22 protein-coding genes are annotated in these 22,068 nt (G+C 51.9%); 1 reads left to right on the plus strand and 21 read right to left on the minus strand.

What is annotated here, in order from left to right:
- Positions 1-70: 70 nt before the first annotated feature.
- Positions 71-1,276, minus strand: coding sequence for a hypothetical protein (locus tag B5G27_RS01330; protein WP_087177180.1), 1,206 nt, complete (start codon positions 1,274-1,276; stop codon positions 71-73).
- A 29-nt stretch (positions 1,277-1,305) separates the two neighbouring features.
- The gene (locus B5G27_RS01335) at positions 1,306-2,184 is read right to left on the minus strand and encodes an amidohydrolase family protein (protein ID WP_087177181.1); all 879 of its coding nucleotides are present in this window, start codon (positions 2,182-2,184) and stop codon (positions 1,306-1,308) included.
- Positions 2,185-2,322: 138 nt separating this feature from the next.
- On the opposite strand from B5G27_RS01335, the gene B5G27_RS01340 reads away from it, so the two are divergent.
- Complete coding sequence (locus B5G27_RS01340; RefSeq protein ID WP_087177182.1) at positions 2,323-3,192, plus strand: AraC family transcriptional regulator; 870 nt, start codon at positions 2,323-2,325, stop codon at positions 3,190-3,192.
- 116 nt (positions 3,193-3,308) lie between these two features.
- On the opposite strand, the gene rpsO is transcribed toward B5G27_RS01340, so the two are convergent.
- The 19 genes from rpsO to B5G27_RS01435 form a co-directional block, all read right to left on the minus strand.
- Positions 3,309-3,575, minus strand: coding sequence for a 30S ribosomal protein S15 (rpsO, locus tag B5G27_RS01345; RefSeq protein ID WP_087177183.1), 267 nt, complete (start codon positions 3,573-3,575; stop codon positions 3,309-3,311).
- 173 nt (positions 3,576-3,748) lie between these two features.
- A complete protein-coding gene (locus B5G27_RS01350; protein WP_087177184.1) occupies positions 3,749-4,645 on the minus strand; it encodes a bifunctional riboflavin kinase/FAD synthetase in 897 nt (298 codons plus the stop codon).
- Between the two features lie 7 nt (positions 4,646-4,652).
- A complete protein-coding gene (gene truB, locus B5G27_RS01355) occupies positions 4,653-5,645 on the minus strand; it encodes a tRNA pseudouridine(55) synthase TruB (protein ID WP_087177185.1) in 993 nt (330 codons plus the stop codon).
- A gap of 22 nt (positions 5,646-5,667) precedes the next feature.
- Positions 5,668-6,651 carry a DHH family phosphoesterase gene (locus tag B5G27_RS01360; protein WP_087177716.1) on the minus strand — a complete coding sequence of 328 codons (984 nt, stop codon included), beginning with the start codon at positions 6,649-6,651 and terminating at the stop codon, positions 5,668-5,670.
- A gap of 1 nt (position 6,652) precedes the next feature.
- Positions 6,653-7,027, minus strand: coding sequence for a 30S ribosome-binding factor RbfA (gene rbfA, locus B5G27_RS01365; RefSeq protein WP_087177186.1), 375 nt, complete (start codon positions 7,025-7,027; stop codon positions 6,653-6,655).
- 26 nt (positions 7,028-7,053) lie between these two features.
- The gene (gene infB / locus B5G27_RS01370; RefSeq protein ID WP_087177187.1) at positions 7,054-9,972 is read right to left on the minus strand and encodes a translation initiation factor IF-2; all 2,919 of its coding nucleotides are present in this window, start codon (positions 9,970-9,972) and stop codon (positions 7,054-7,056) included.
- Between the two features lie 7 nt (positions 9,973-9,979).
- Positions 9,980-10,342, minus strand: coding sequence for a L7Ae/L30e/S12e/Gadd45 family ribosomal protein (locus tag B5G27_RS01375; protein WP_087177188.1), 363 nt, complete (start codon positions 10,340-10,342; stop codon positions 9,980-9,982).
- Positions 10,302-10,577 carry an RNase P modulator RnpM gene (gene rnpM / locus B5G27_RS01380; protein ID WP_087177189.1) on the minus strand — a complete coding sequence of 92 codons (276 nt, stop codon included), beginning with the start codon at positions 10,575-10,577 and terminating at the stop codon, positions 10,302-10,304. The genes B5G27_RS01375 and rnpM overlap by 41 nt, the downstream gene beginning before the upstream one ends.
- Positions 10,578-10,603: 26 nt before the next feature.
- Positions 10,604-11,857: a transcription termination factor NusA gene (gene nusA, locus B5G27_RS01385; protein ID WP_087177190.1), complete on the minus strand. Its 1,254-nt coding sequence runs from the start codon at positions 11,855-11,857 to the stop codon at positions 10,604-10,606.
- Positions 11,858-11,876: 19 nt separating this feature from the next.
- A complete protein-coding gene (rimP, locus tag B5G27_RS01390; protein ID WP_087177191.1) occupies positions 11,877-12,344 on the minus strand; it encodes a ribosome maturation factor RimP in 468 nt (155 codons plus the stop codon).
- Positions 12,345-12,543: 199 nt separating this feature from the next.
- On the minus strand, positions 12,544-13,353 hold the full coding sequence (locus tag B5G27_RS01395) for a hypothetical protein (protein WP_143449627.1): 810 nt from the start codon (positions 13,351-13,353) through the stop codon (positions 12,544-12,546).
- Between the two features lie 16 nt (positions 13,354-13,369).
- Complete coding sequence (locus B5G27_RS01400; protein ID WP_087177193.1) at positions 13,370-13,912, minus strand: hypothetical protein; 543 nt, start codon at positions 13,910-13,912, stop codon at positions 13,370-13,372.
- A gap of 9 nt (positions 13,913-13,921) precedes the next feature.
- Positions 13,922-14,563 (minus strand): ABC transporter ATP-binding protein, encoded by a 642-nt coding sequence (locus tag B5G27_RS01405; RefSeq protein ID WP_087177194.1) that lies wholly within the window; start codon positions 14,561-14,563, stop codon positions 13,922-13,924.
- 4 nt (positions 14,564-14,567) lie between these two features.
- Positions 14,568-15,359: a hypothetical protein gene (locus B5G27_RS01410; protein WP_087177195.1), complete on the minus strand. Its 792-nt coding sequence runs from the start codon at positions 15,357-15,359 to the stop codon at positions 14,568-14,570.
- Positions 15,349-16,173: a hypothetical protein gene (locus tag B5G27_RS01415; protein WP_087177196.1), complete on the minus strand. Its 825-nt coding sequence runs from the start codon at positions 16,171-16,173 to the stop codon at positions 15,349-15,351. Before B5G27_RS01415 ends, B5G27_RS01410 begins: the two co-directional genes overlap by 11 nt.
- Before the next feature lie 36 nt (positions 16,174-16,209).
- Positions 16,210-16,950, minus strand: a complete 741-nt coding sequence (locus tag B5G27_RS01420) for a hypothetical protein (RefSeq protein WP_087177197.1) — start codon at positions 16,948-16,950, stop codon at positions 16,210-16,212.
- An 86-nt stretch (positions 16,951-17,036) separates the two neighbouring features.
- The gene (locus B5G27_RS01425; protein WP_087177198.1) at positions 17,037-17,459 is read right to left on the minus strand and encodes a DUF2712 domain-containing protein; all 423 of its coding nucleotides are present in this window, start codon (positions 17,457-17,459) and stop codon (positions 17,037-17,039) included.
- A 224-nt stretch (positions 17,460-17,683) separates the two neighbouring features.
- Positions 17,684-19,927 carry a DNA gyrase/topoisomerase IV subunit A gene (locus B5G27_RS01430; RefSeq protein ID WP_087177199.1) on the minus strand — a complete coding sequence of 748 codons (2,244 nt, stop codon included), beginning with the start codon at positions 19,925-19,927 and terminating at the stop codon, positions 17,684-17,686.
- 65 nt (positions 19,928-19,992) lie between these two features.
- Positions 19,993-21,915 carry a DNA gyrase/topoisomerase IV subunit B gene (locus B5G27_RS01435; protein ID WP_087177200.1) on the minus strand — a complete coding sequence of 641 codons (1,923 nt, stop codon included), beginning with the start codon at positions 21,913-21,915 and terminating at the stop codon, positions 19,993-19,995.
- Positions 21,916-22,068 lie beyond the last annotated feature (153 nt).

Consider the following 22,068-nt stretch of genomic DNA (forward strand, 5'->3'; position numbering starts at 1 on the left):
TACTTCCTCCTGTTTTTTATGATCTGTTTTCCATGATCCGTTTTCTTTTTCAGCCGCCTGGGCTCTCCGCTCAGCGGTCTGCGTCGATATATTTTTCGTTCCAGATGACCGCGGTCTTCATGGGCGCGCTCTTGGAATAGATCTTATTTTCATAAGCTCCGATGGGATCTTCGGTAAACTCGCCTTTATCGATGAGTTCCACGATCTCGTCATAGCAGCTCTTCTCAAGGATACGGATTGCCTCCTCCATATGGTCCTGGCGGAAGTTGATGGAGCCGAAGATCACCTGGTTCTTAAAGCCGAAGGGCATGGTGTCAAAGGAGACCACCGGGCCTAAGGAGAAGGAATTATAGATCCCATTGCATCCCAGCACGCCGTACTGAAACGCGATCTCCTGCTCAATCCCCGCGCCGCTGGATCCGATGAACACGGTAGCCGTGCCGCCCAGCTTATCCATGATCGCTTTCGCCAGTTCTTCTTTTGTGTCAAAATTGCTCTTCACATAATCTGCCTTTGCCTGCTTCAGGGCAAAAGAAACCTTCGGGCTGTCCTCATCGCTCCTCGCAACAAAGACGATCTTTGCCTCCGGATATTTCTGTCGGATCAGGTCTCCGATGAACATCCCCGTGGTGCCAAGGCCGAAGACGCATACCCTCTGGAATGTCTCTTTTCTCGCGATCTCACGCGCCTCTGTCTCCGAGCATTTGTACTGCGCCATCTTTACCCGGAAGTTGTGCGCCTCGCCAAGATCTTCCATGCGCTCTCTCTGGAAGATCATGCAGGCATAGGGATCGCTGAATACCAGTTTTTTTGCCAGGGAAAGGGCGATCTTACCGTCCTTTACATATCCATCCGGGATCTTCAGGAGCATGTCTGGATTGTAATAATCCATATCTGAGAACAGGCCGTCCGCCTGGTCGCATCCGTACTCAAAATAATCCTCTTCCTCTGTATACCTGGTGGGGTCATAGCTGTTTCCCCCGCGGATCAGGACAATGGCAAAGCGGTTCTCCGACGGCACCCACACCACGCCTTCGTGTCCGTTGATCAGGCGGTCACATCCCGGCGGGAATTTGGCATCCAACTCACCTCTGCGTCCCATCTCCATCAGCGTATGGTCTGTCCCGCAGAAGCCGACCAGCACGCTTTCCGCCAGGATCCCTTCCTTCTCTTCCTCTCCTCTGAGCCTTCTCCTCGGGATATTGTGGATCTCCACATCCCCGTATACAAGAGGCCTGTCTTCACTGTTCTGAAAATATGTACCTTTTACGATCATGTTAAATCCTCCTAATCTATAGTTCCGGGTCATTCCACCATGTTGATTATCTTATCCGAGACTGCCAGTTCCGGGAATCCGTAAAACTTCTCTGCGTTTTCACCCAGGAATTTTCTCTTTTCCTCTTCTGACAGCTCTGTTGTCTTCTCCACGAAATCCTTGCTCATGTCATAAGTGATCGCTGTCATTGTCCTCGGGTAGTCGCTGCCCCACATCAGTTTGTCTATGCCGCAGATATCGATGGCAGTGCGGATCGCCTTTACTGCCGACGGGTACGGATAGAACTCACTGTGGAAGAGCCATGTGATGCCGCCGCTCTCGATATAGACATTTTTATGCTTTGCAAGGGCGATCTGCTTTTCCCAGCCGTCCACTGTGACCATTCCGAAATGTCCCACCGCGATGCGCAGATCCGGGTGTCTTACGATCAGCTCCTCCATGGCGTCTGTCTGGGCGTCCCCGTCTGCCATGTCAATGGCGATGAATTTTCCCAGACGCTCCGCCTGTGCGAAGACTTCCTCATGGGCAAGAAGGCCTTGATTTTCCAGCCTGCCCCCGCAGATCTTTACACCGTCAAACCGGGACATCCACTCGTCCGCGATCGGTTTCTCCTCGTACAGGCAGGTGATCCTCATCCGGTCCGGGTATTTCTCCTTACACTCCAGGAGATAGCTGTCCTGACTGCCGTCTATATATTCCTGTGTGATCACACAGCCGCTGACCCGGGCGTAATCCATATTTGCCATCAGCATTTCCACGGTATTGCGGCCGTCAAGCATATACGGCGGCATCATCTGTCTCAGCTCGCCGCCGAAATCGCTCTTCCCGCCGGTAAGCGGGATCACCGGTTTTCCGTTCACACGGCCTGCCTGAGTGTTCCATAAATGTGCATGTGCATCAATGATCATATAACTCCTCCTTCTGACCATATTTTTCTCTCAATCTTGCTTTCATTATATCGCCTGTGGTACGATGAAGACACATCAAAATCAGACAATTATGGCATATCCGTGTCCGATAAGCGTACTTTGAGAGGAGCATCTCCCATGAAAAATGACAACCTGAACATTACCTTCTCGATTGGGAAATACATGATCACGATCCTGAAGTTTACTTATGAATGCCAGACCTGGAACACCCCGTCCCATTCCCACAGCTCCAACAGCTATGAGCTCCACTATATCCCCCAGGGAAAGGGGACGCTGATCAGCAGCCAGAAGTCTTATGCACTGTATCCCAATGTCCTGTATACGACCGGACCCCATATCGAACATCAGCAGTATCCCGACCCTTCCGATCCCACTTATGAATACTGCATTTATCTGAGGATCGAAGAAACACACACCAGGCAGCGCAGAAAAAATACGGACCAGGAAAATATCATGGATCTGTTTTTAAATTACCCTTTCTGGTACGGGACTGACCATGCGGATCTCCCGGTCACTCTGGAACAGATCCGCCGGGAGATCTTTGACCCGAAACCGGGCGGAGCCCTGATGCTGGAAGCGCTGTTTATCCAGTTCATGGTCAAGGTGCTGCGCAACTATAAGCCTGCATCCAAAGCCGCGATCACCTCGATCCCGATCCCGCTGATCAAAGCCTATATCCTGATCGAGGACAGTTTCCTTCTGGAGTACGATACGATCACGCTCGAAGAACTGTCCCGGAGACTGGGTTTAAGCACCCGCCAGACAAGCAGGATCTTATTCGACCGTTACGGGCAGAATTTCACTCAGAAACGGACCGAGGCGAGGATGGCGGCTGCTGCGACCTTTTTAAAGGAGGGCAGTCTCTCCGTCTCTGAGATCGCATCCAGGCTGGGGTACTCCTGCCCGAACCATTTTCACGCAGCGTTCAAAAAGTATTATCAAATGACTGCCACGGAATATAAGAACCGGTATCTGGACAGACCGTGAGGCGGTGTTCCGCGACAGGCCATAGATCAAAAAAACGCCAAAAAAAGCGCCGGCTGCATGGAAAAATCCATCTGCAGCCAGCGCTTTTTTCATTCGGTTTCTTACCAGATCCCGGATTATTTTCTAAGTCCGAGTCTCTCGATCAGTGAACGATATCTCTCGATATCTACTTTCTTAAGGTATGCAAGAAGTCCTCTTCTCTGACCTACCATCTTAAGAAGTCCTCTTCTTGAGTGGTGATCCTTCGGATTAGCCTTGAAGTGTTCTGTGAGCTCGTTGATCCTTGCTGTCAGGATCGCTACCTGTACCTCCGGTGAACCTGTGTCACCCTCGCTTCTTCCATACTCTTTGATGATTGCCTGTTTCTTGTCTTTTGCGATCATGCTTTGTCTCCTCCTTAAATATACTCTGGTAACCGCCTGGCATTAAGCGATGGCTGGAGTTTTCCGATCACCGAACGCCGGCTGATTGTGTAACCTCAGCTAGTATAGCACAGCACACTGTGGTTGTAAAGAAAATTTTACCTGACTGTATGCCAGTCTGTATGTCAGTTTTTTCAGCTTCGATCTTTAAAGAAATCGATGCCGTACTGCATGTCCTTCATGACCTGCTCTCTCAGCTCTTCCACAGAGCCGAATTTCACCTCCGGGCGCTCAAACCCGCAGAACCGGACCGTCACTTCTTTGCCGTAGGCGTCTCCCTCATATCCATAGACATATACTTCAAAAAGCCTCCTGCGCTCATCCGTGACCGTGGGCTTGACCCCGGCGTTTCCCACGCCGTTATACCACTCTCCGTCGATCTTCACCCGGCAGGCGTAGACTCCGTACCTGGGGAGGATCTTCTGCGCTTCCGGCTCCACATTCATCGTCGGGAACCCCAGCGTACGCCCGAGCTGTTTCCCGTGGCGGACAGGCCCGGTGAGTTCGTAGGGATAGCCCAGGAGCTGCTCCGCGAGCCGGACGTCCCCCTGTGCGAGGGCGTCCCGGATATAGGTGCTGCTGATGATCATATCCCCGTACCGCTCTTTTTCCACTACATCCACGGTATAGCCGTATCGGGGGGCATATCTTTCCAGCATCTCCACGCTTCCGCGCTTATTATGCCCGAAGACAAAGTCCCTGCCCACGACGATATGGGCGGCGTTTAGTCCTGCGCACAGGATGTCCCGGATAAAGTCTTCCGCCTCCATATTCCTGAGAGTCTCTGTAAACGGACAGTCGATCAGCCAGTCGATCTTCCCCTCCAGATGCTCCCTGCGCTCCCGGTTCGTCATGATCGCATCCCTGTGCATGTCAAAAGCGCAGAGCACACTGTCACATTCATCGGTGGCATAGCTCCTTATTTTATCCACCAGTTTCTGATGGCCCCTGTGGAGCCCGTCAAACTTCCCCATAGTTACCGCTGTCTTTTTTGTTCCGTGATAAGATCCGATCCCTGTTATATATTTCATGTCTGCCTCATCTGTCCTTTTTCTCTGTTTTACCTGCGCTCAGTCCATCGGGATCAAGGAACATCTTTTCCAGCCGGAACTGCCCCCGTTTTCCCTCGTACCGATAGATGCCAATGAACCGATCCCTGCTGTCATATACGCGGAATCTTTCCCCGTCTGCGGGTCCCGCGGCGCAGCTTTTCTGTTCCGGGGCTCCGGCAGGTTCCGCTTTGCCCGGCTGCCGTATGACATGCTTCAGGCAGAAAGGATTTCCGTTATATCCGAGAGAAGCCGCCCCATCCTTTAATATCACCTGTCTCAGTTCAGAAAATACGCTGTCCAGGGGAAGAAGGATCTGTGACAGATCCCCATCCTTCACATGATCCTCCACATCTGCCAGCCGCAGGCTCTCTTCCAGACGGAATCTTCCCACGCGGGTGCGGAGAAGCGACTCCATGCATCCTCCCACGCCCAGTTTCTCTCCGATATCATGGCAGAGCGTGCGGATATAAGTCCCTTTGGAACAGTCCACTTCCATGCGCACTCTCGGGAGACAGAGTTCTTCCACCCGGATATCATGGATGAGGACTTTCCGGCTTTTGCGCTCCACGGTCTTTCCTTCCCTTGCCAGTTCATAAAGCTTCTTTCCGCCCACTTTCAGTGCGGAATACATGGGCGGGATCTGGTCGTATTCCCCGACAAAACTCCGGATACAGGCCAGCACATCCTCTTTTGTGATGCCCGCTGTCTGCTGTTCGGCCAGGACAGTGCCCGTGATGTCCTGTGTGTCTGTCGTTTTCCCGAGGAGCAGGACCGTCTCGTAAGTCTTGTCCTTATCCGTGAGCAGGTCGCAGACCTTTGTCGCCCTGCCCAGACAGACAGGAAGCACCCCCTCCGCATCGGGATCGAGGGTGCCTGTATGTCCGATCTTCTTCTGTCCCACGATGCCCCTCAGACGGGCGACAACATCGTGGGAAGTCCATCCTTTTTCTTTATAAATATTCAGAATACCGTTGATCATTTCTTCTCATCCTGTCACTTCTCTATTCCTGCGGTGATACGGCGCCGCTGTGGTCGAGCTGCAGCGCGATCCTGGCTGTGATATTGTTGATCACATCGTGGCTGGATCCGCTCATCGTCACTCCTGCCGCGCGCACATGCCCGCCGCCGCCAAAATGCTTCGCGATCACGCTGACATCCACCGCGCCCTTTGAGCGCAGGCTGACCTTGAACTTCTGCGGCTCGATCTCATGGAGAAAGATTGCTGCTTCCACGCCCTTTGTCTGGCGGAGCTGGCTTACGATCCCCTCCAGGTCAGACGGCTGCGCATGGAAGAACCGCATGGAACGCTGTCGGATCACAGAGACGATACAGCGCTTATCCATGATAAGCATGCTCTCCAGAAGAGCGCGCCCCAGGATCTGATTCTGGATGTACGTTTTCTCATAGTATGTCTTCTCAATGATCTCACTGCCGTTGATGCCTTTGCGCATCAGCTCCGCCGCAATCTCCATGGTCTCCGGGGAGGTGCAGGAATACTGGAACACACCGGTATCGTGCACGATTCCCATGTAGAGTGCTTCCGCCACTGCTTTGCTGATCTTTTCTTTCTCAGTCAGCCGAAAGACCAGCTCTGATGTGGAACTGGCGTCAGGGACAATATAATTGTGGTCTGCAAACGCCTCATTGCTGATATGATGGTCAATGCACAATGTCTCTGCCGCAGCCTCAAATAAAGGCTCCGAAAAGCCCAGGCGCTTTGTGTCCCCGCAGTCCAGGCAGATAAAAAGATCATACGGCTCCGCCCCGTCAGGGATCTGTGTCTTTACTTCATCCGTCCCGCTGATCATGCGGTATGCCTCCGGCACATCTTCCAGATAGACATCCGTATGGATGTGCGGGAACTGTTCTTTCAGGTAAAGGTACAGTCCCATACAGGATCCGACACAGTCGCCGTCCGGGCGGACATGCCCGCCCAGTGCGACGCTGCGCTTGTCTTTTAAGATATCTTTTAATACAATCGTCATATTAATCTTCAGCTCCATTCTCTGAATTCCCTGTCACTTCATCGATCTTTCTGCTGATATTCACTCCATATTCAATGGACTGGTCCAGGATAAACCGGATCTCCGGGGTGTTGCGCATATTGACCGTGCGCGCCAGCTCGCGGCGGATATACCCCTCCGCGCTTTGGAGCCCTTTCAATGTATCCTGCTGTGCCTTCTCATCTCCCAGGACACTGATATATGCCTTACATGTCTTTAAATCCGGAGCCACTTCGACAGCAACCACGGACGTCATCGGCGCCACCCTGGGGTCTTTGATCCCTCCGCGCAGGATATTGCTCAGCTCTCTCTGGACCTCAGCATTTACTCGTGTGTTTTTGATACTGTTTTTTCTCATTGCTGCTCCTTCTCTCTGAAACAGGCTTACTTTCTCTCAGTCTCGACCATCTTGTAAGCCTCGACCTCGTCGCCTTCTTTGATGTCATTATAATTCTCAAATACAAAGCCGCACTCATATCCGGCTCTTACTTCCTTCACATCGTCCTTGAATCTCTTCAGGGATGCCAGCGGTCCGTCGAATACGACGATACCGTCGCGGATCAGGCGGACAGAACAGTTTCTCTCGAAGATACCGTCTTTGACATATGCACCTGCGATCGTTCCCACGCCTGACGCCTTGAATGTCTGGCGCACTTCCGCGTGTCCCAGTACCTTCTCCTCAAAGACCGGATCGAGCATGCCCTTCATGGCTGCCTCCACATCCTCGATGGCATTGTAGATGACTCTGTAAAGCCTCAGGTCCACGCCCTCTCTGTCCGCGATGTCTTTAGCAGTCGCATCCGGGCGGACATTGAAGCCGATGATGATGGCATTGGAAGCAGACGCCAGGATCACGTCGGATTCGTTGATCGCGCCTACGCCTCCGTGGATCACCTTTACAACGACTTCATCGTTGGACAGCTTTAAGAGGCTCTGCTTGAGCGCCTCTACAGAGCCCTGCACATCTGCCTTTACGACGATATTGAGCTCTTTTAAGTTACCTTCCTGGATCTGGCTGAACAGATCGTCAAGGGACATCCTGGACTTCGTCTCATCCAGGAGCTTCACCTTATTCTGTGCGATAAAGGTCTCCGCGAAGTTTCTCGCTTCCTTCTCTGAATCGCATCCCACAAACACCTCACCGGCATTCGGCACGTCATTCAGACCGAGGATCTCCACCGGCTGTGACGGACCTGCCTCTTTGACACGCCTTCCCTTATCGTCCATCATCGCGCGGACACGTCCGTGCGCGCTTCCCGCTGCGATGGCGTCTCCTACGTGGAGTGTTCCCTTCTGTACGAGAACTGTTGCGACAGAACCTTTTCCTTTATCCAGCTCTGCCTCGATCACAAGACCTCTTGCCGCGCGGTTCGGGTTAGCCTTAAGCTCCATCACTTCCGCTGTCAGGAGGATCATCTCAAGCAGCTCCGGGATCCCTTCTTTTGTGTGCGCGGACACGGGGACAAAGATCGTGCTTCCGCCCCAGTCTTCCGGGATCAGCTCATACTCTGTCAGCTCCTGTTTCACGCGCTCGATATTCGCGCTGGGCTTATCGATCTTGTTGATCGCTACGATGATCTCGACCCCTGCCGCTTTCGCGTGGTTGATCGCCTCCACGGTCTGCGGCATCACGCCGTCGTCCGCAGCCACTACGAGGATCGCGATATCCGTGGAGTTTGCACCGCGCATACGCATTGCGGTGAACGCCTCATGTCCCGGCGTATCCAGGAAAGTGATCTTCTCTCCATTGACTTCCACCACATAAGCGCCGATATGCTGAGTGATGCCGCCTGCCTCGCGGTCAGTTACGTTGGAGTGGCGGATCGCATCCAGGAGAGAGGTCTTGCCGTGGTCGACATGGCCCATGACACAGACGACCGGAGGACGTTTCACCATAGTGCTTTCGTCTTCCTCATCCTCTTTTAAGAGCTCTTCGATCACATCCACGACTTCCTCTTTCTCGCAGAGGACCTCAAATTCCATTGCGATCTCCTCTGCTGTATCAAAGTCGATCTCCTGGTTCACTGTCACGACTTTGCCCTGCATGAAGAGCTTCTTCACGATCACAGACGGCACGACCTTCATCTTATCCGCAAGCTCTTTGATCGTCAGGACTTCCGGGATCACGATCTGTTTGATCTTCTCCTCTTTCTTCTCCTCCTGCTTCTGCTGCGGCTTCTTCGCCTCTGCCACCTGTTTCTGCTTTCTGCCCTTCTTGCCTTTGCCGTCGAACGCCTCGTCTCTGTATTCTTTCTTCCTGTTGTCGCGCTCTTTATCTTTTGCCTTATTTCTCTGGCTCTTCTGCTGCTCTACCATCGGTGCGCCCACATCGTCCCTGCGGGAATCCCTGCGGTCGCCGCGCGGTCCGGATCCGTTCGGCCTCTGGTCCCGGCCGCCTCTTTCACCTCTGTCCCCTCTGTCAGAGCGCCCTCTTCCATCGCCGAAAGAGCGGCCTCCCTGGGGCCTGTCAGAGCGTCCCGGCCTGTCGGAGCGTGCTGTCCGGTCTCCTGACGAACGGCCTTCTCCCGCAGTCCTTCCCTGTCCCGCGCGTTCCGAACGGACAGGACGGTCTCCGGCCGGTCTGTCTGCGCGTGCCGGACGGTCTCCCTGCGGTCTGTCTGTCCGCGCCGGGCGGTCTCCGACCGGTCTGCCCTCGCCGGACGGGCGTGTGCCCTGAGCCGGACGCTCCGCACGTACCGGACGGTCTCCTGACAGCCTGCTCTCTCCCGCCGGACGCTCCTCTCCTGCCGGGCGCGCACCGGCAGCCGGACGTGTTCCGCTCTGCACTGCTCTCTCCGGGCGTACCGGACGCTCTCCTGCCGGACGTCCCTCGCCCGCGGGACGCGCTCCCTGTGCCGGACGTGTTCCTGGCTGTCCCGGGCGGACTCCCTGTGCCGGACGGTTCCCCGGCTGTCCCGGGCGTGCTCCCTGCGCCGGACGGCTGCCCGGCTGTCCCTGACGCGCAGGATGCTGCTGTGCCGGACGGCTGCCCTGGATACGGCGGCTGTCACGGGAATTCTGGGGACGGATGACAAAGGCCAGATTTTTCTTCTTCGGCGCCGCCTCCTTTGCATCAGCAGACTCTGCTTTCACACTGTCTGTCTTTGACTCTTCTTCCTTTTTCAGCTCCTGTTTCGCCGCTTTATTCCCGGAATGCTCTCTGCGGATTTCTTCCGCCACGCTGTCTTCCAGGGAACTCATATGATTTTTCACCTCTACATTTTTCTTCTGCAGGATCTCAATGAGTTCCTTATTATCTATCCCGAGCTCTTTCGCAAGCTCATGTACCCTCATTTTTGTCATATTTCAACTACCTCCTATATGCAATATCCTCTCGGTTTTTAAGCTCTTTTAGAATCCCGTCTGCAAATCCTTCGTCCAATATCGCCAGAGATGCACGGAATTCTTTTCCCATTGCATGCCCTAAGGTATCTTTATCTCCGTAAAAACAAATTGGAACTCTGTAAAATTTACACATATCCCGAAATTTCTTTTTTGTGTTCTCCGATGCGTCAGACGCCACGATCACGAGCTTTGCTTTTCCTGCCTTTGTCTCATTCTCTGTCATCATCTCGCCGCTCGTGCATCTCCCAGCCTTCATCGAGAGTCCGATCAGGGACAGGACCTTATCTCTATTCGCCAATCTCGCCCATCTCCTTTTCCAGTCTCTCATATACCTCCTGGGGGATCTCCTGTTTAAAGGAGCGCTCCAGCCCTTTGCTCTTTGCCGCCTTCCGGAAACATTCCACGGACCTGCACAGATACGCGCCGCGCCCGTTTTTCTTCCCTTCTGCGTCTACGACAAAGCTGCCTTCCTCTGTGCGCAGGATCCGCATCAGCTCTTTCTTCGGCTTCATCTCACCGCAGCCCACACATTTTCTCATCGGGATCTTTTTCTTTACTGCCAAATGATTCCACTCCTTCAGACTCTTGCTTAGTTCTCTGTCTCGACGAACTCGATCCCGTCCGGATCATCCTGTCCGTCCGCCCCCTCGTAGTCCCCGTCATATCCGCTGTCATCATAATCATCGTAATCTTCATCATAGCCGTCGTATGCGCCGTCACCAGCGTACTCGTCCTCGTAGTCGCCGGTGTAGCCTTCCTCACCCATGAGTCCCATCTGCTCCATGTAATTCTCCGGAAGGTCTCCCGCCTCGATCGCCTGAGTCTCGCTCTTGATATCGATCTTATATCCGGTAAGGCGCGCCGCCAGTCTTGCGTTCTGCCCTTCTTTTCCGATCGCAAGGGAAAGCTGGTAATCCGGCACGATCACGCTCGCCACTTTTTCCTCCGGGTCAGCCATTACGGAAATGACCTTCGCCGGGCTCAGCGCGTTTTCGATCAGAAGCGCCGGGTTCTCATCCCAGTTGATGATATCGATCTTTTCCCCGCGCAGCTCCTGGACTACCGCATTGACCCTGGAACCGTTCATGCCGACGCAGGCGCCGACCGGATCTACGTTCGGGTCATTGGACCACACTGCCATCTTTGTACGGGACCCGGCCTCGCGGGCAATGCTCTTGATCTCCACGATGCCTTCCCTCACCTCAGCGACCTCCGCCTCGAACAGACGCTTCACCAGCTCCGGGTGCGTGCGGGATACGAGGATCTTCGGTCCCTTCGGCGTGTTCTTGACTTCCACCACGTACAGTTTGATGCGTTCTGTGGGCTTAAACACCTCGCCTTTTACCTGCTCATTCTCCGTGAGCATTGCGTCAGCCCTTCCAAGGTTGATGCTGATATTTTTCCCTACATAGCGCTGGACGATACCGGTGACGATATCCTTCTCTTTCTCAAAATACTGGTCAAATACGACTTTTCTCTCTTCCTCGCGGATCTTCTGGAGGATCAGGTTCTTCGCATTCTGTGTGGCGATGCGCCCGAATTCTTTGGACTGTACCGGGATCTGAGCCACATCTCCGATCTGGAGCGCGGAATCGATCTTCTCCGCATCTTCAAGACTGATCTCCAGCGCAGGCTCTGTCACTTCCTCAACGACTTTCTTCTCCGCGTACACTGCGTAATCGCATGTCTCCCTGTCCATGATGACCTTGATATTCTCCGCTGTGCCGAAATGGTTCTTGCAGGCGCTGATCAGTGAATTCTCGATGGCATCCATCATCACATCTCTGCTGATGTTCTTCTCTTTCTCAAGGATCGTCAATGCTTCCATTAACTCTGTGTTCATTTTTTCCTTCCTCCTAATATTAAAAATCCAAAGCCAGACGGATCAGGCCGATGTCCGCCCTCTCAAATGTCTGTTCCGTATCATCTTCATATGCGATGGTAACAGTATTTTCATCATATGCCTTCAATATGCCGGTGAATTCCTTCTGCCGGTCGATCACCCGGTATGTGCGGATCTCCACCTCTTCGCCCAGGCTCCTCTTAAAATCCTTTTCCTTCTTAAGCGGTCTCCCGAGTCCCGGGGAACTCACTTCAAACACATAGGAATCCGGGATGTAATCCTTCTCATCCAAAATATCTGAGAACTGCCTGCTGACCGCCTCGCAGTCATCCACTGTGATGCCGCCGGGCTTGTCGATATACGCGCGCAGGTACCAGGTCCCGCCCTCCTTGACATACTCCACATCCACCAGCTCAAAGCCCAGAGCTGAGACGATCGGCTCTAACAGTTCTTCTGTTTTCTGTTCGTACTCTTCTCTCTTCGACACACTATACTTCCTTTCCCTGTTTACTGCCATGCTTTCAACGGCATAATGGCACACCCCTCTCGGAGTTTCCCACACCAACAAAGAAGAGTGAACTTTCGTCCACTCTTCTGCCGGAATCTTTATGTAACTGTCTGTCAGTATAACACTTATTTTCCCATAGTGCAAGACATTTAGCCGAATTTACCTAAATTTGCCCAAATCAGAAAAAATCTTTCTTCTTAATGATCCTGCCCCCGGTATAAAGCATGACAGCTGTCAGCGGTATACATACCGCCAGACACTGCGCTGCATTCACGCCGCTCCCGGCAAAGCGTTCATAGCGGAGCAGCATCAGGTAATTAAAAATCAATAGCGGCAATCGAAAAAACGCGGAACCCGCCAGTACCGCCACTGGCACAATAAATCCTGCCACAGCATTGATCATGACGGACAGCACACACTGAACAGATGCAATGGTATTCATGACGACAAGAGACAGAACCGCCAGTCCCATGACAAGCCCCGCTGTGTTTATCTCCTTCAGCATCAATCCATTGTATTCCCATTGGAGTTCTGTATTGTTCCCGTTTATCTCAGCGCCTGAAAAAATGCCGAATATAAGGAAGCCCAGAAAAGAAACCGCAAGAAATACGGCTGATTCCAGAAAAATACCGCCCATGCATGACATCCACCAATGTCCCCTTGTCTTTTTCCGCAGCAGGATCTGCTGCTGGTACTTAGAGAAGCTGCTGCTGATCCTCTTACCCGTGACCGCGAAAAAATAGATGAAATACAGGGACCACAATGCCGGAATATTAAATGGCTGCTGCGCAGACCTCTCATACGGCAGTTCTCCTTTATAAAACTCAACCACATAATCCGCCACGGACAGCCCGATCTCTTCTCCGCGCATCTGCTCCAGCGCCTGGATATTTATCTGAAAAAAACGGCACGAGATCAGTACAATGCACAACGGAACCAGATACATCCAAATATGCGGCACCGACATAGCCTTTTTAATCTTCCTCACATTATCCCCCTGTTTTCTATAATTCCAAAATCGACTTTACCGGATATGACGAAAATGTCAGCCAAAATTCCCGGCTGTCGATCTCTTTCCACTGCCGGTCTGTAAACTGATATTTCAAAATCTCAAAAAGATATGAAGTCTCTATCTTCTGCCCCGGTTCAAGCTGCGGTACCGCAGAACCATATTTCTCCATGTCCGTGCTCCCGAGAAGACTGTTGATCGACGCAGAATACCCGAATGTCTCCAGGTTCAGTGCTGTCAGGTCACACTGTATCGACTCATCTGTCCTATTTTCCAGAGTAACAGAAACTTCTCTGAGTTCCGCATCCAGGAAGGGCTCTTCCCCTCGCTTCTCATAGAGCGCTTCCCGTTCTTCTTCTGATAGTATCTCCCATCCCGTCACGGTAAGAAAGACTCCGTCCCGGATCTCCACTTCCTGCCCGGCCTTCGTCCGCTCTATGGACGGCGCCGGATATTTCCGGTTGATCCGGAGATACCCTGCTGTAAAAATAGCAGCCAGTATTACAACCAGTACGACTGCTGTCACTCTCTTTTTCATATGCGTCTCCTATCCTGCAATATGCTCTTTGATCTCTCCCAGATCCATCCTGTAAATCTCATCAGCCGCTTCTTCCAGCAGTTCAGATGTATGGCAGGAGATGATCACCAATGCCCCCCGCTCCTTTTCTTCTTTTATGATCTCCCACAACCGTTTCTCGCTCTTTTCGTCCAGCGCATTTGCCGGCTCGTCCAATATGACAATGTCCGGCTTCTCCATAACCGCTGCCGCGATACCAAGCTTCTGTTTCATTCCGAGCGAATAGGTCCTGTACTTTTTGTCCATCACATCTTCCAGACCGACTCTTTTGACCGCATTGATGATTTCTTCCCGGCCGATGACCTTCTTAATAGATGCCAGCACCTCCAGATTTTGAAAACCAGTATACGAGTTCAGGAACCCGGGCTTTTCGATCAGGACGCCAATGCTTTTCGGAAATGAGATCTCTTTCCCCAATTCTTCTCCATTGATCACGACTTTCCCCGAGGTAGGAAGCACAAGCCCGCATATCACTCTCATAAGCATAGATTTACCGCACCCGTTCTTTCCCTGGAGCCCGTAGACCCTTCCCCGGTCCATGGAAATCGTGATATTCTTTAAAACCTCTTCCGCGCCGATCTGCTTGCTGATATTTTCTATTTCTAAAAACATAGTTCTATTCCCCCGTATTCATTTCTCCGTATAAATCTATTTTTCTGATAAAACGCACTCCCACAGAATACTCTGCCAGGATTACAAGAATCCCCAGGAGAAAAGCTCCTCCCATTTTCACAGGGGAGTCCCATGACGCTGTCTGGACTGAAAAAAACTGATAATACCCATCGAATCTCCAGGAAGATATAGCTGCCAGCAGTATGAGCAGGATCCACAGAGCCGGCATATATTTGGGGCACCAGAACAGCGCTTCCATAAATATAAGGATCTGCACAAACTTCACAAGGTACATCACAAAAATCATCCCCAGGACCATGGGAAAGCTTACCTCTTCTACTCCTCCTGTCATCGAATAGTACAGGCTGTCGATCTGATCCCAGTTAATGAAGCTTTCCGTCATTGCCCGGGCAAACACCGTCTCTACCGCCAGCATGACCGTTGTAATTATAAATGCATATATGATCCCTTCCCGGATCTGCTTGCGGAACATCTTTTTCCGGCTTCTGTACCGCAGCAGCTGCTGGATGTTCAGACTTTCTCTGCTGGATTTCATGACAAAAAAAGTAAAGACCGGCAGCAGCATAATACCAAAGTTCCAGTGTCCCTGGAACATGATCAATTCATCTGCCGCACAAAGTCTCACATGATAAAGCTGCAGATAAGATTCATATTGCCCATGGCAGCTCCAGTAAGCGCAGAACACGGTCCACGCAAAGACCAGCGCCGACAGGCGCTGCTCCTTTCGCATTCCGTCAAGGACGCTCCGGATATGCCATTTTATATCAGAAAACATCTTCCCGTTCTCCTTTGCGTGTGAAAATAAACCAGGAAGCCAGCAGCCCGACTGCCAGATAGATCAGGAAAACCCATGGATTAATGATCCCGCAGCCGGCTCGTCCCATATATACAATGGAGTAATCCCATACCCCAAGAAGGCTGCATCCCACATGAATGATCAACTGGATGAAAAACGGGATCACTGCGATCACGATCTTATAGTCCGACAGGAAACTGACTGCCAGTGTCAGACAGGCAAAGATCCCGCCGATCACAAAATCGATCAACAGAAAGATCAAAATATAAAGCAAAGGATGTGTAAAAAATATACTGCTGAACAGATGGGCCGGCGTAATCATGCTCCGGGTGTAGATTGTTGACGGCTGAAGATCCGGAACCAGCGTCATACAGCAAAGCAGATTCAGGAAAAGCGGGATCGCGACCGCTGCTCCTCCGGAAATAAAAGCCGAAAAATACTTTGCCTGCAAAAAGCCTTTTCTGCCGCAGCGGGTATAAATATTTTTGAGGAAACCGCTGTCTCCATCCGTAAAGTAAGATGTACCGAAAGGCAGCATCGCAAAGACCGGCACCAGAAGGAAATAGATAAATCCCTCTATATTTCCGCCGTTTCCCGCTATCCAGGTCTCTGAAACAACGGCCGGCTGAACTATCGGCCACTTTGCGAAATCCATAGCCTCATTTCTGAGGTAAACAGGGATCTGATCCCCGATCACCTGTGCGGCCGATAATACGCAGCCGATCAAAACCGCCAGCAGCATGCCTTTGCTTGTAAATGCGCGTTTTAACTCTATTTTTAAAATGTCCTTCATATTCTCTCCTGTATAAGCGGCTGAAGCCGCTGCACTTTAATTTAAAATGATCCAGCGACGCACTTCCGCATCGAGTTTATTGAGCGTGCTGTCCGATCCGCCCGTATGTTCGATCCGCAGGTAAAACCCATCACAATAAGGGAGAAGATCATCCGGCACAACATATATCAGCCGTTCTTTTCTTATCTCATTAGCCGCAAAAGTCTCCTTATATGTATTCTTTGTTATTGGTTTCAGCTCATTGGTCTCCAAATTGACAATATCGCTCACTTCGCCGGTGCATGACTTCTCCGCGCCCCGCATCTGCAGTCTGATGAACCCCCATATATGCTGCGTCACTTCTCTGTCCTGAAGATTCTCCACTGTGATATCCGCCACGACATAAGAATAGTCGTTCAGTATATTCTTATTCTCGTCATACTCTACCTCAGGATACTCGTTCAACTGATAGTCCCCCGGATTTTGTTTCGTCAATTGCCAGGAGTCCACAGTGTAGGCAAATGGGAGATTGCGGATCGTATCCCCCGTTGACACGACATATCTTGCATCCACCTCATGATCCAGGTACTCCGTCAAATGTTCTGCAAGATCCTCGGAAGCCTCATCCGGCTCCCCGTCCTGGATTGGAATGCCAGTATTTATACCGTCGGTATCCGTCACTTCCTCAAAAGTCGGGGCGTCTTTGTCCTGTCCGTTTCCTCTGAAATAGAGGATACAGATCAAAGCGATAACACACGTTGCAAATAACACTATAATTGTAACTGCTGTTTTTCTCATTCTAACTTCCTTTTGCTAATTGGCTGCCCCGGGGCAACGGAGCAGCCAATTATAAATCACATAATATAGATTATTGTACTAATATTTTAAACACTGTCAGGGCTCCAATAGCCGTAAATTGTAGCCGGAACATTTTCTGCTGGATGTATCAACAAAAAGCACTCTGCCTTTCCACTTTCTTTTACCAGATTGGGAATATATCTCACTTCTCCGACACCGACATAATATTCACGTGCACCATATGTAAAATTCGCATTATCACTATATACAGAAAAATACGCCGGGATATTTCCTTTGTGATACACATAGCACGAGGTATAATCCCTTTTGGCTCTGGGCTCAGTCTGATACCACGTATTTCCAGTCGATTCATATACATAAAATGAATCTGTTATATTGCCAACTGCAAATACTGTCTGTGCAGCTCCTCCCACAAAGAACACTCCCAACAATGCCAGGCACGTTACTCTTGCTTTCCCGCTCAGCTTCAACAAGGTTTTTTTCTTCATAGTCTCTTCCCCCTAACTTTTAAGTCCTGAGTCCGAAACACCACAAATACTAGATTAAGCATATAATAAATTAGCTATTATGTCAATAATAAATCGTTATTCGATACATTAATTATACATTTTGTCCAAATCAATCTTCTAATACTTATCGTATTTATGATTCCAAAAAGGCATCTCTGTTTCCAGACATGCCTTTCCTGATCCCATATATATTTTTTAGTATTCTACCCCCGGTACTTCGTCCCGGCTCCGTCCCGTTTCGCCGCTTTCAGCCGGTTCAGCGTGACTTCTTTCTCCCCATAGAGGATCTTCGTCTCTGTGCCTTCCTCAAAGAGATAGACGTTCTCCAGTTCATCCTTCTTCTGGAGGCGGATGCCGCGCACGCCTACCGCCGCCTTCTTCTTGACCGGCACTTCCTCAGCCGGGAACCGCAGGAAATATCCGTTCTTTGTCTGGAGCACGATGTTCTGGCTGTCATTGACCACTTTCACAGCGATCAGAGAGTCCTCTTCCTGGAGCTTTGTCGCCGCGATGGTCCGTTTTGACACCTGGAACTCTGTTCCCTCAACCTTCTTGATCATTCCCTGAGCGGTGGCGAAGAGAAGGTTCGCGAAACGCATCTGCTCCGCATCGCAGACCATGACGATCTGCTCCTCGCTGGTAGAGTAATTGCTCACATTGTCGATCGGCGTCCCCTTGTCGCGGAACCTGCCGTAGGGCACGTCCAGCACCTTGACCTGATGCATCTTCCCGGTGTCCGTAAAGATGCAGAGCTTCCCGGTATTCATACAGTGGACGATGTATTTGTTCTCACTGTCCGCTGCTTCCTTATTTCTCTCGTACACAGACAGGTCCACAGTCTTTGCATACCCGAAGCGGTCCATGAGAAATACCACTTCCTGCTCTTCGATCTTCTTCTCCTCGAAGACAGCCTCTTCCGCGTTCTCGACGACTGTGCGCCTCTTCCGCGCGTACTCCTTCTTGAAGGCATCCAGCTCTTCCATGATCACGCCTGCCATGGAGTCGTAATTGTTCAGGATATCCTCATACCTCGCGATATTTTTGAGAGTCTGCTCATGCTCCGCGATGAGCGCCTGGATCTCCAGCCCGATCAGGCGGTACAGGCGCATCTCCAGGATGGCGGTCGCCTGGCGCTCGGTAAACCTCAGCAGGGCTGCCATCTTCTTTGAGATCCTGGACTTGAACGTAATATTGTCCGTCACGCCGTTTACAAGGCAGGCGCGTGCGTCCTTGACAGACTTGCTTCCCCTCAGGATCTCGATGATCAGATCGATCACATCGCAGGCTTTGATCAGTCCTTCCTGGACCTCGCTCTTCTCCTGTTCTTTCGCAAGGAGCGTCTTATATTTGCGGGTCGCCAGCTCGAACTGGAAGTCCACGTGGTGCTCAATGATCTTCTTCAGCCCCAGTGTCTCCGGGCGTCCGTCCGCCACAGCCAGCATATTGACGCCGAAGGTATCTTCCAGACGGGTCTTCTTGTAGAGCATGTTCTTTAAGTTCTCCGCGTCCGCCCCTCGCTTTAACTCGAGGACAATGCGGATCCCCTCTTTTGAGGACTGGTTGGAGATGTCTACGATATCCGTGGTCTTCTTTGTCTCCACCAGATTCGCCACGTCGTTTAAGAACTTGCCGATGCCGGTCCCGATCATGGTGTACGGGATCTCGCTGATGACGAGCTGCTTTTTCCCGCCTTTTAATTCTTCCACCTCGACCTTGCCCCGGATCTTGATCTTGCCCTGGCCGGTCTCGTAGATATCCAGAAGGTCATCCTTATTTACCACGATGCCCCCGGTGGGGAAATCCGGGCCTTTGATGTACTTCATGAGCTGTCTTGTACTGATCTCGTCGTTTTTCATGTACGCCTTGACCGCGTCGATGACCTCGCCCAGGTTGTGGGTGGGGATGCTTGTCGCCATACCGACCGCGATCCCTTCCGCGCCGTTTACGAGCAGGTTCGGCACACGCATGGGCAGGACAAGGGGCTCTTTCTCCGTCTCGTCAAAGTTTGGTCCGAAGTCTATGACGTCTTTGTCCAGATCCGCAAGACACACTTCCTGGGTAAATTTTGTCAGCCTTGCCTCGGTGTAACGCATGGCCGCCGCCCCGTCTCCTTCGATGGAGCCGAAGTTGCCGTGGCCGTCCACAAGGGTCTGTCCCTTCTTGAAATCCTGCGCCATGACCACCAGCGCCTCATAGATGGAGCTGTCCCCGTGGGGATGGTATTTACCCATGGTGTCTCCCACGATGCGGGCGCATTTGCGGTATGGTTTGTCATAGCGGATGCCCAGCTCGTACATGTCGTAGAGAGTGCGCCGCTGGACAGGCTTGAGCCCGTCCCTTACATCCGGCAGGGCGCGGGCGATGATCACGCTCATGGCGTAATCGATATATGATTTTTTCATAAGGTCTGAGTACTCGGTCCTTATGATCTGTGATTCACTGTTCATTCCTTATTCTCCTTCATCACTGTGGGATCCTGACTTACAGCCGGGACTGTGTCCGGCGGCACGGATCAGATGTCCAGCTCTGCCTCTGTCGCATTCTCATAGATAAATGCACGCCTGGGCGGCACTTCCGTGCCCATGAGCATCTCTGTCACACTGGAAGCCATCCTTGCGTCCTCGATCTCTACCAGCTTGAGAAGCCGCCTTTCCGGGTCGAGCGTGGTCTCCCAGAGCTGTTCCGCGTCCATCTCGCCGAGACCTTTGTATCTCTGGAGGGTGAACGGCCCTTTGTGGGTCTTCCGGTATTTTTCCAGAGCTTTGTCATCGTAGAGGTATTCTTCCTCCCCGCTCTTCGGCATCGCCTTGTAGAGGGGCGGCATGGCGATATACACATGCCCTTCGTAGATCAGCTCCGGCATGAAACGGTAGAACAGGGTGAGGAGCAGGGTGGAGATATGGGCTCCGTCCACGTCCGCATCCGCCATGATGATGATCTTGTCGTACCTTAATTTGCTGATGTCAAAGTCATTTCCATAGCCTTCCGAGAACCCGCACCCGAACGCATTGATCATGGTCTTGATCTCCGCATTGGCAAGGATCTTGTCAATGCTTGCCTTCTCCACGTTCAGGATCTTTCCGCGGATGGGGAGGATCGCCTGGAAATTACGGTCTCTCGCCGTCTTTGCCGAGCCGCCGGCGGAATCTCCCTCCACGATGAAGATCTCGCATTTTTTCGGATCGCGGCTCTCGCAGTTTGCCAGTTTTCCGTTGCTGTCAAAGGAGTATTTCTGTTTGGTGAGCAGGTTGGTCTTTGCCTTTTCCTCAGTCTTCCGGATCTTTGCCGCCTTTTCCGCGCTGGAGAGCACCGTTTTCAGCGTGTCGAGATTCCGGTCAAAATAGCGCACGATTTCCTCGCCGGTCACCTTTCCCACGGCTTTTGCCGCGTCAGGGTTGTCCAGCTTTGTTTTTGTCTGTCCCTCGAACCTGGGATCCGGATGCTTGATGGACACGATGGCAGTCATGCCGTTGCGGATGTCCGCTCCGGTGAAGTTTGCATCCTTCTCCTTTAATATGCCCAGCTCCCTTGCGTACTGGTTCATGACCGTGGTGAATGTCGTCTTGAATCCGGTCAGATGGGTGCCTCCCTCTGCATTATAGATATTATTGCAGAAGCCCAGCACATTCTCGTGGAATTCATTGACATACTGCAGTGCCGCCTCCACCTCGATGCCGTCGGACTCTCCTTTGAAATAAACAGGTTCATGCAGTGCCTCTTTTTTCTTGTTCAGGTCGCGGATAAATCCGATGATCCCCTCCGGCTCGTGATAGACCACATGCTCCGGCTCATCCAGCCGCTTATCGTCGAAAATGATCGTCAGCTCGGGATTTAAGTATGCGGTTTCATGGAGACGGCTTTTCACCTCTTCGGCCCGGAACTTCGTCTTCTCAAAGATCGTGTCGTCCGGCAGGAAATTGATCGTAGTCCCTGTTTTTCTCGACTTCCCGATCTTCGGCAGCAGGCCGTCCTCCAGTTCGATCACCGGGACGCCCCGTTCATATCTGTCATGGTGGATATATCCGTCCCTGCTGATCTTCACATCCATATAGGTAGAAAGTGCATTCACGACAGAGGAACCCACGCCGTGCAGACCGCCGCTTGTCTTGTACGCGGAATCGTCAAATTTACCTCCCGCATGCAGCGTGGTGAACACGAGCCTCGCCGCGGACACTCCTTTCTGGTGCATATCCACCGGGATGCCGCGCCCGTTGTCCGTGACTGTGGCGGAACCGTCCTTTTCCAGTGTCACATGGATCTCCGAACAGTATCCCGCCAGATGCTCGTCCACAGAGTTGTCCACGATCTCGTAGATCAGGTGGTTTAATCCTTTGGTCGATACACTTCCAATATACATGCCGGGACGCTTCCTGACTGCCTCCAGTCCTTCCAGCACCGCGATACTGCCTGCATCGTATGTATTGTTGCCTGCCATTTACATTCTCCTTCTTTATTTCCGCTGCCGGCGGAATATCGTTTCTCTCAAATGCCCTGCATAAGCGCAGGACATGCCATTTGATACTATACCACCAGTCCTTGTGATTTGCAAACAAAAAATATCGTCTCCCCACCAGATGTAGTGACAGAT

Origin of the sequence: Lachnoclostridium sp. An76, assembly GCF_002161355.1 — a bacterium.
Taxonomy (GTDB): Bacteria; Bacillota; Clostridia; order Lachnospirales; family Lachnospiraceae; genus Mediterraneibacter; species Mediterraneibacter caccavium.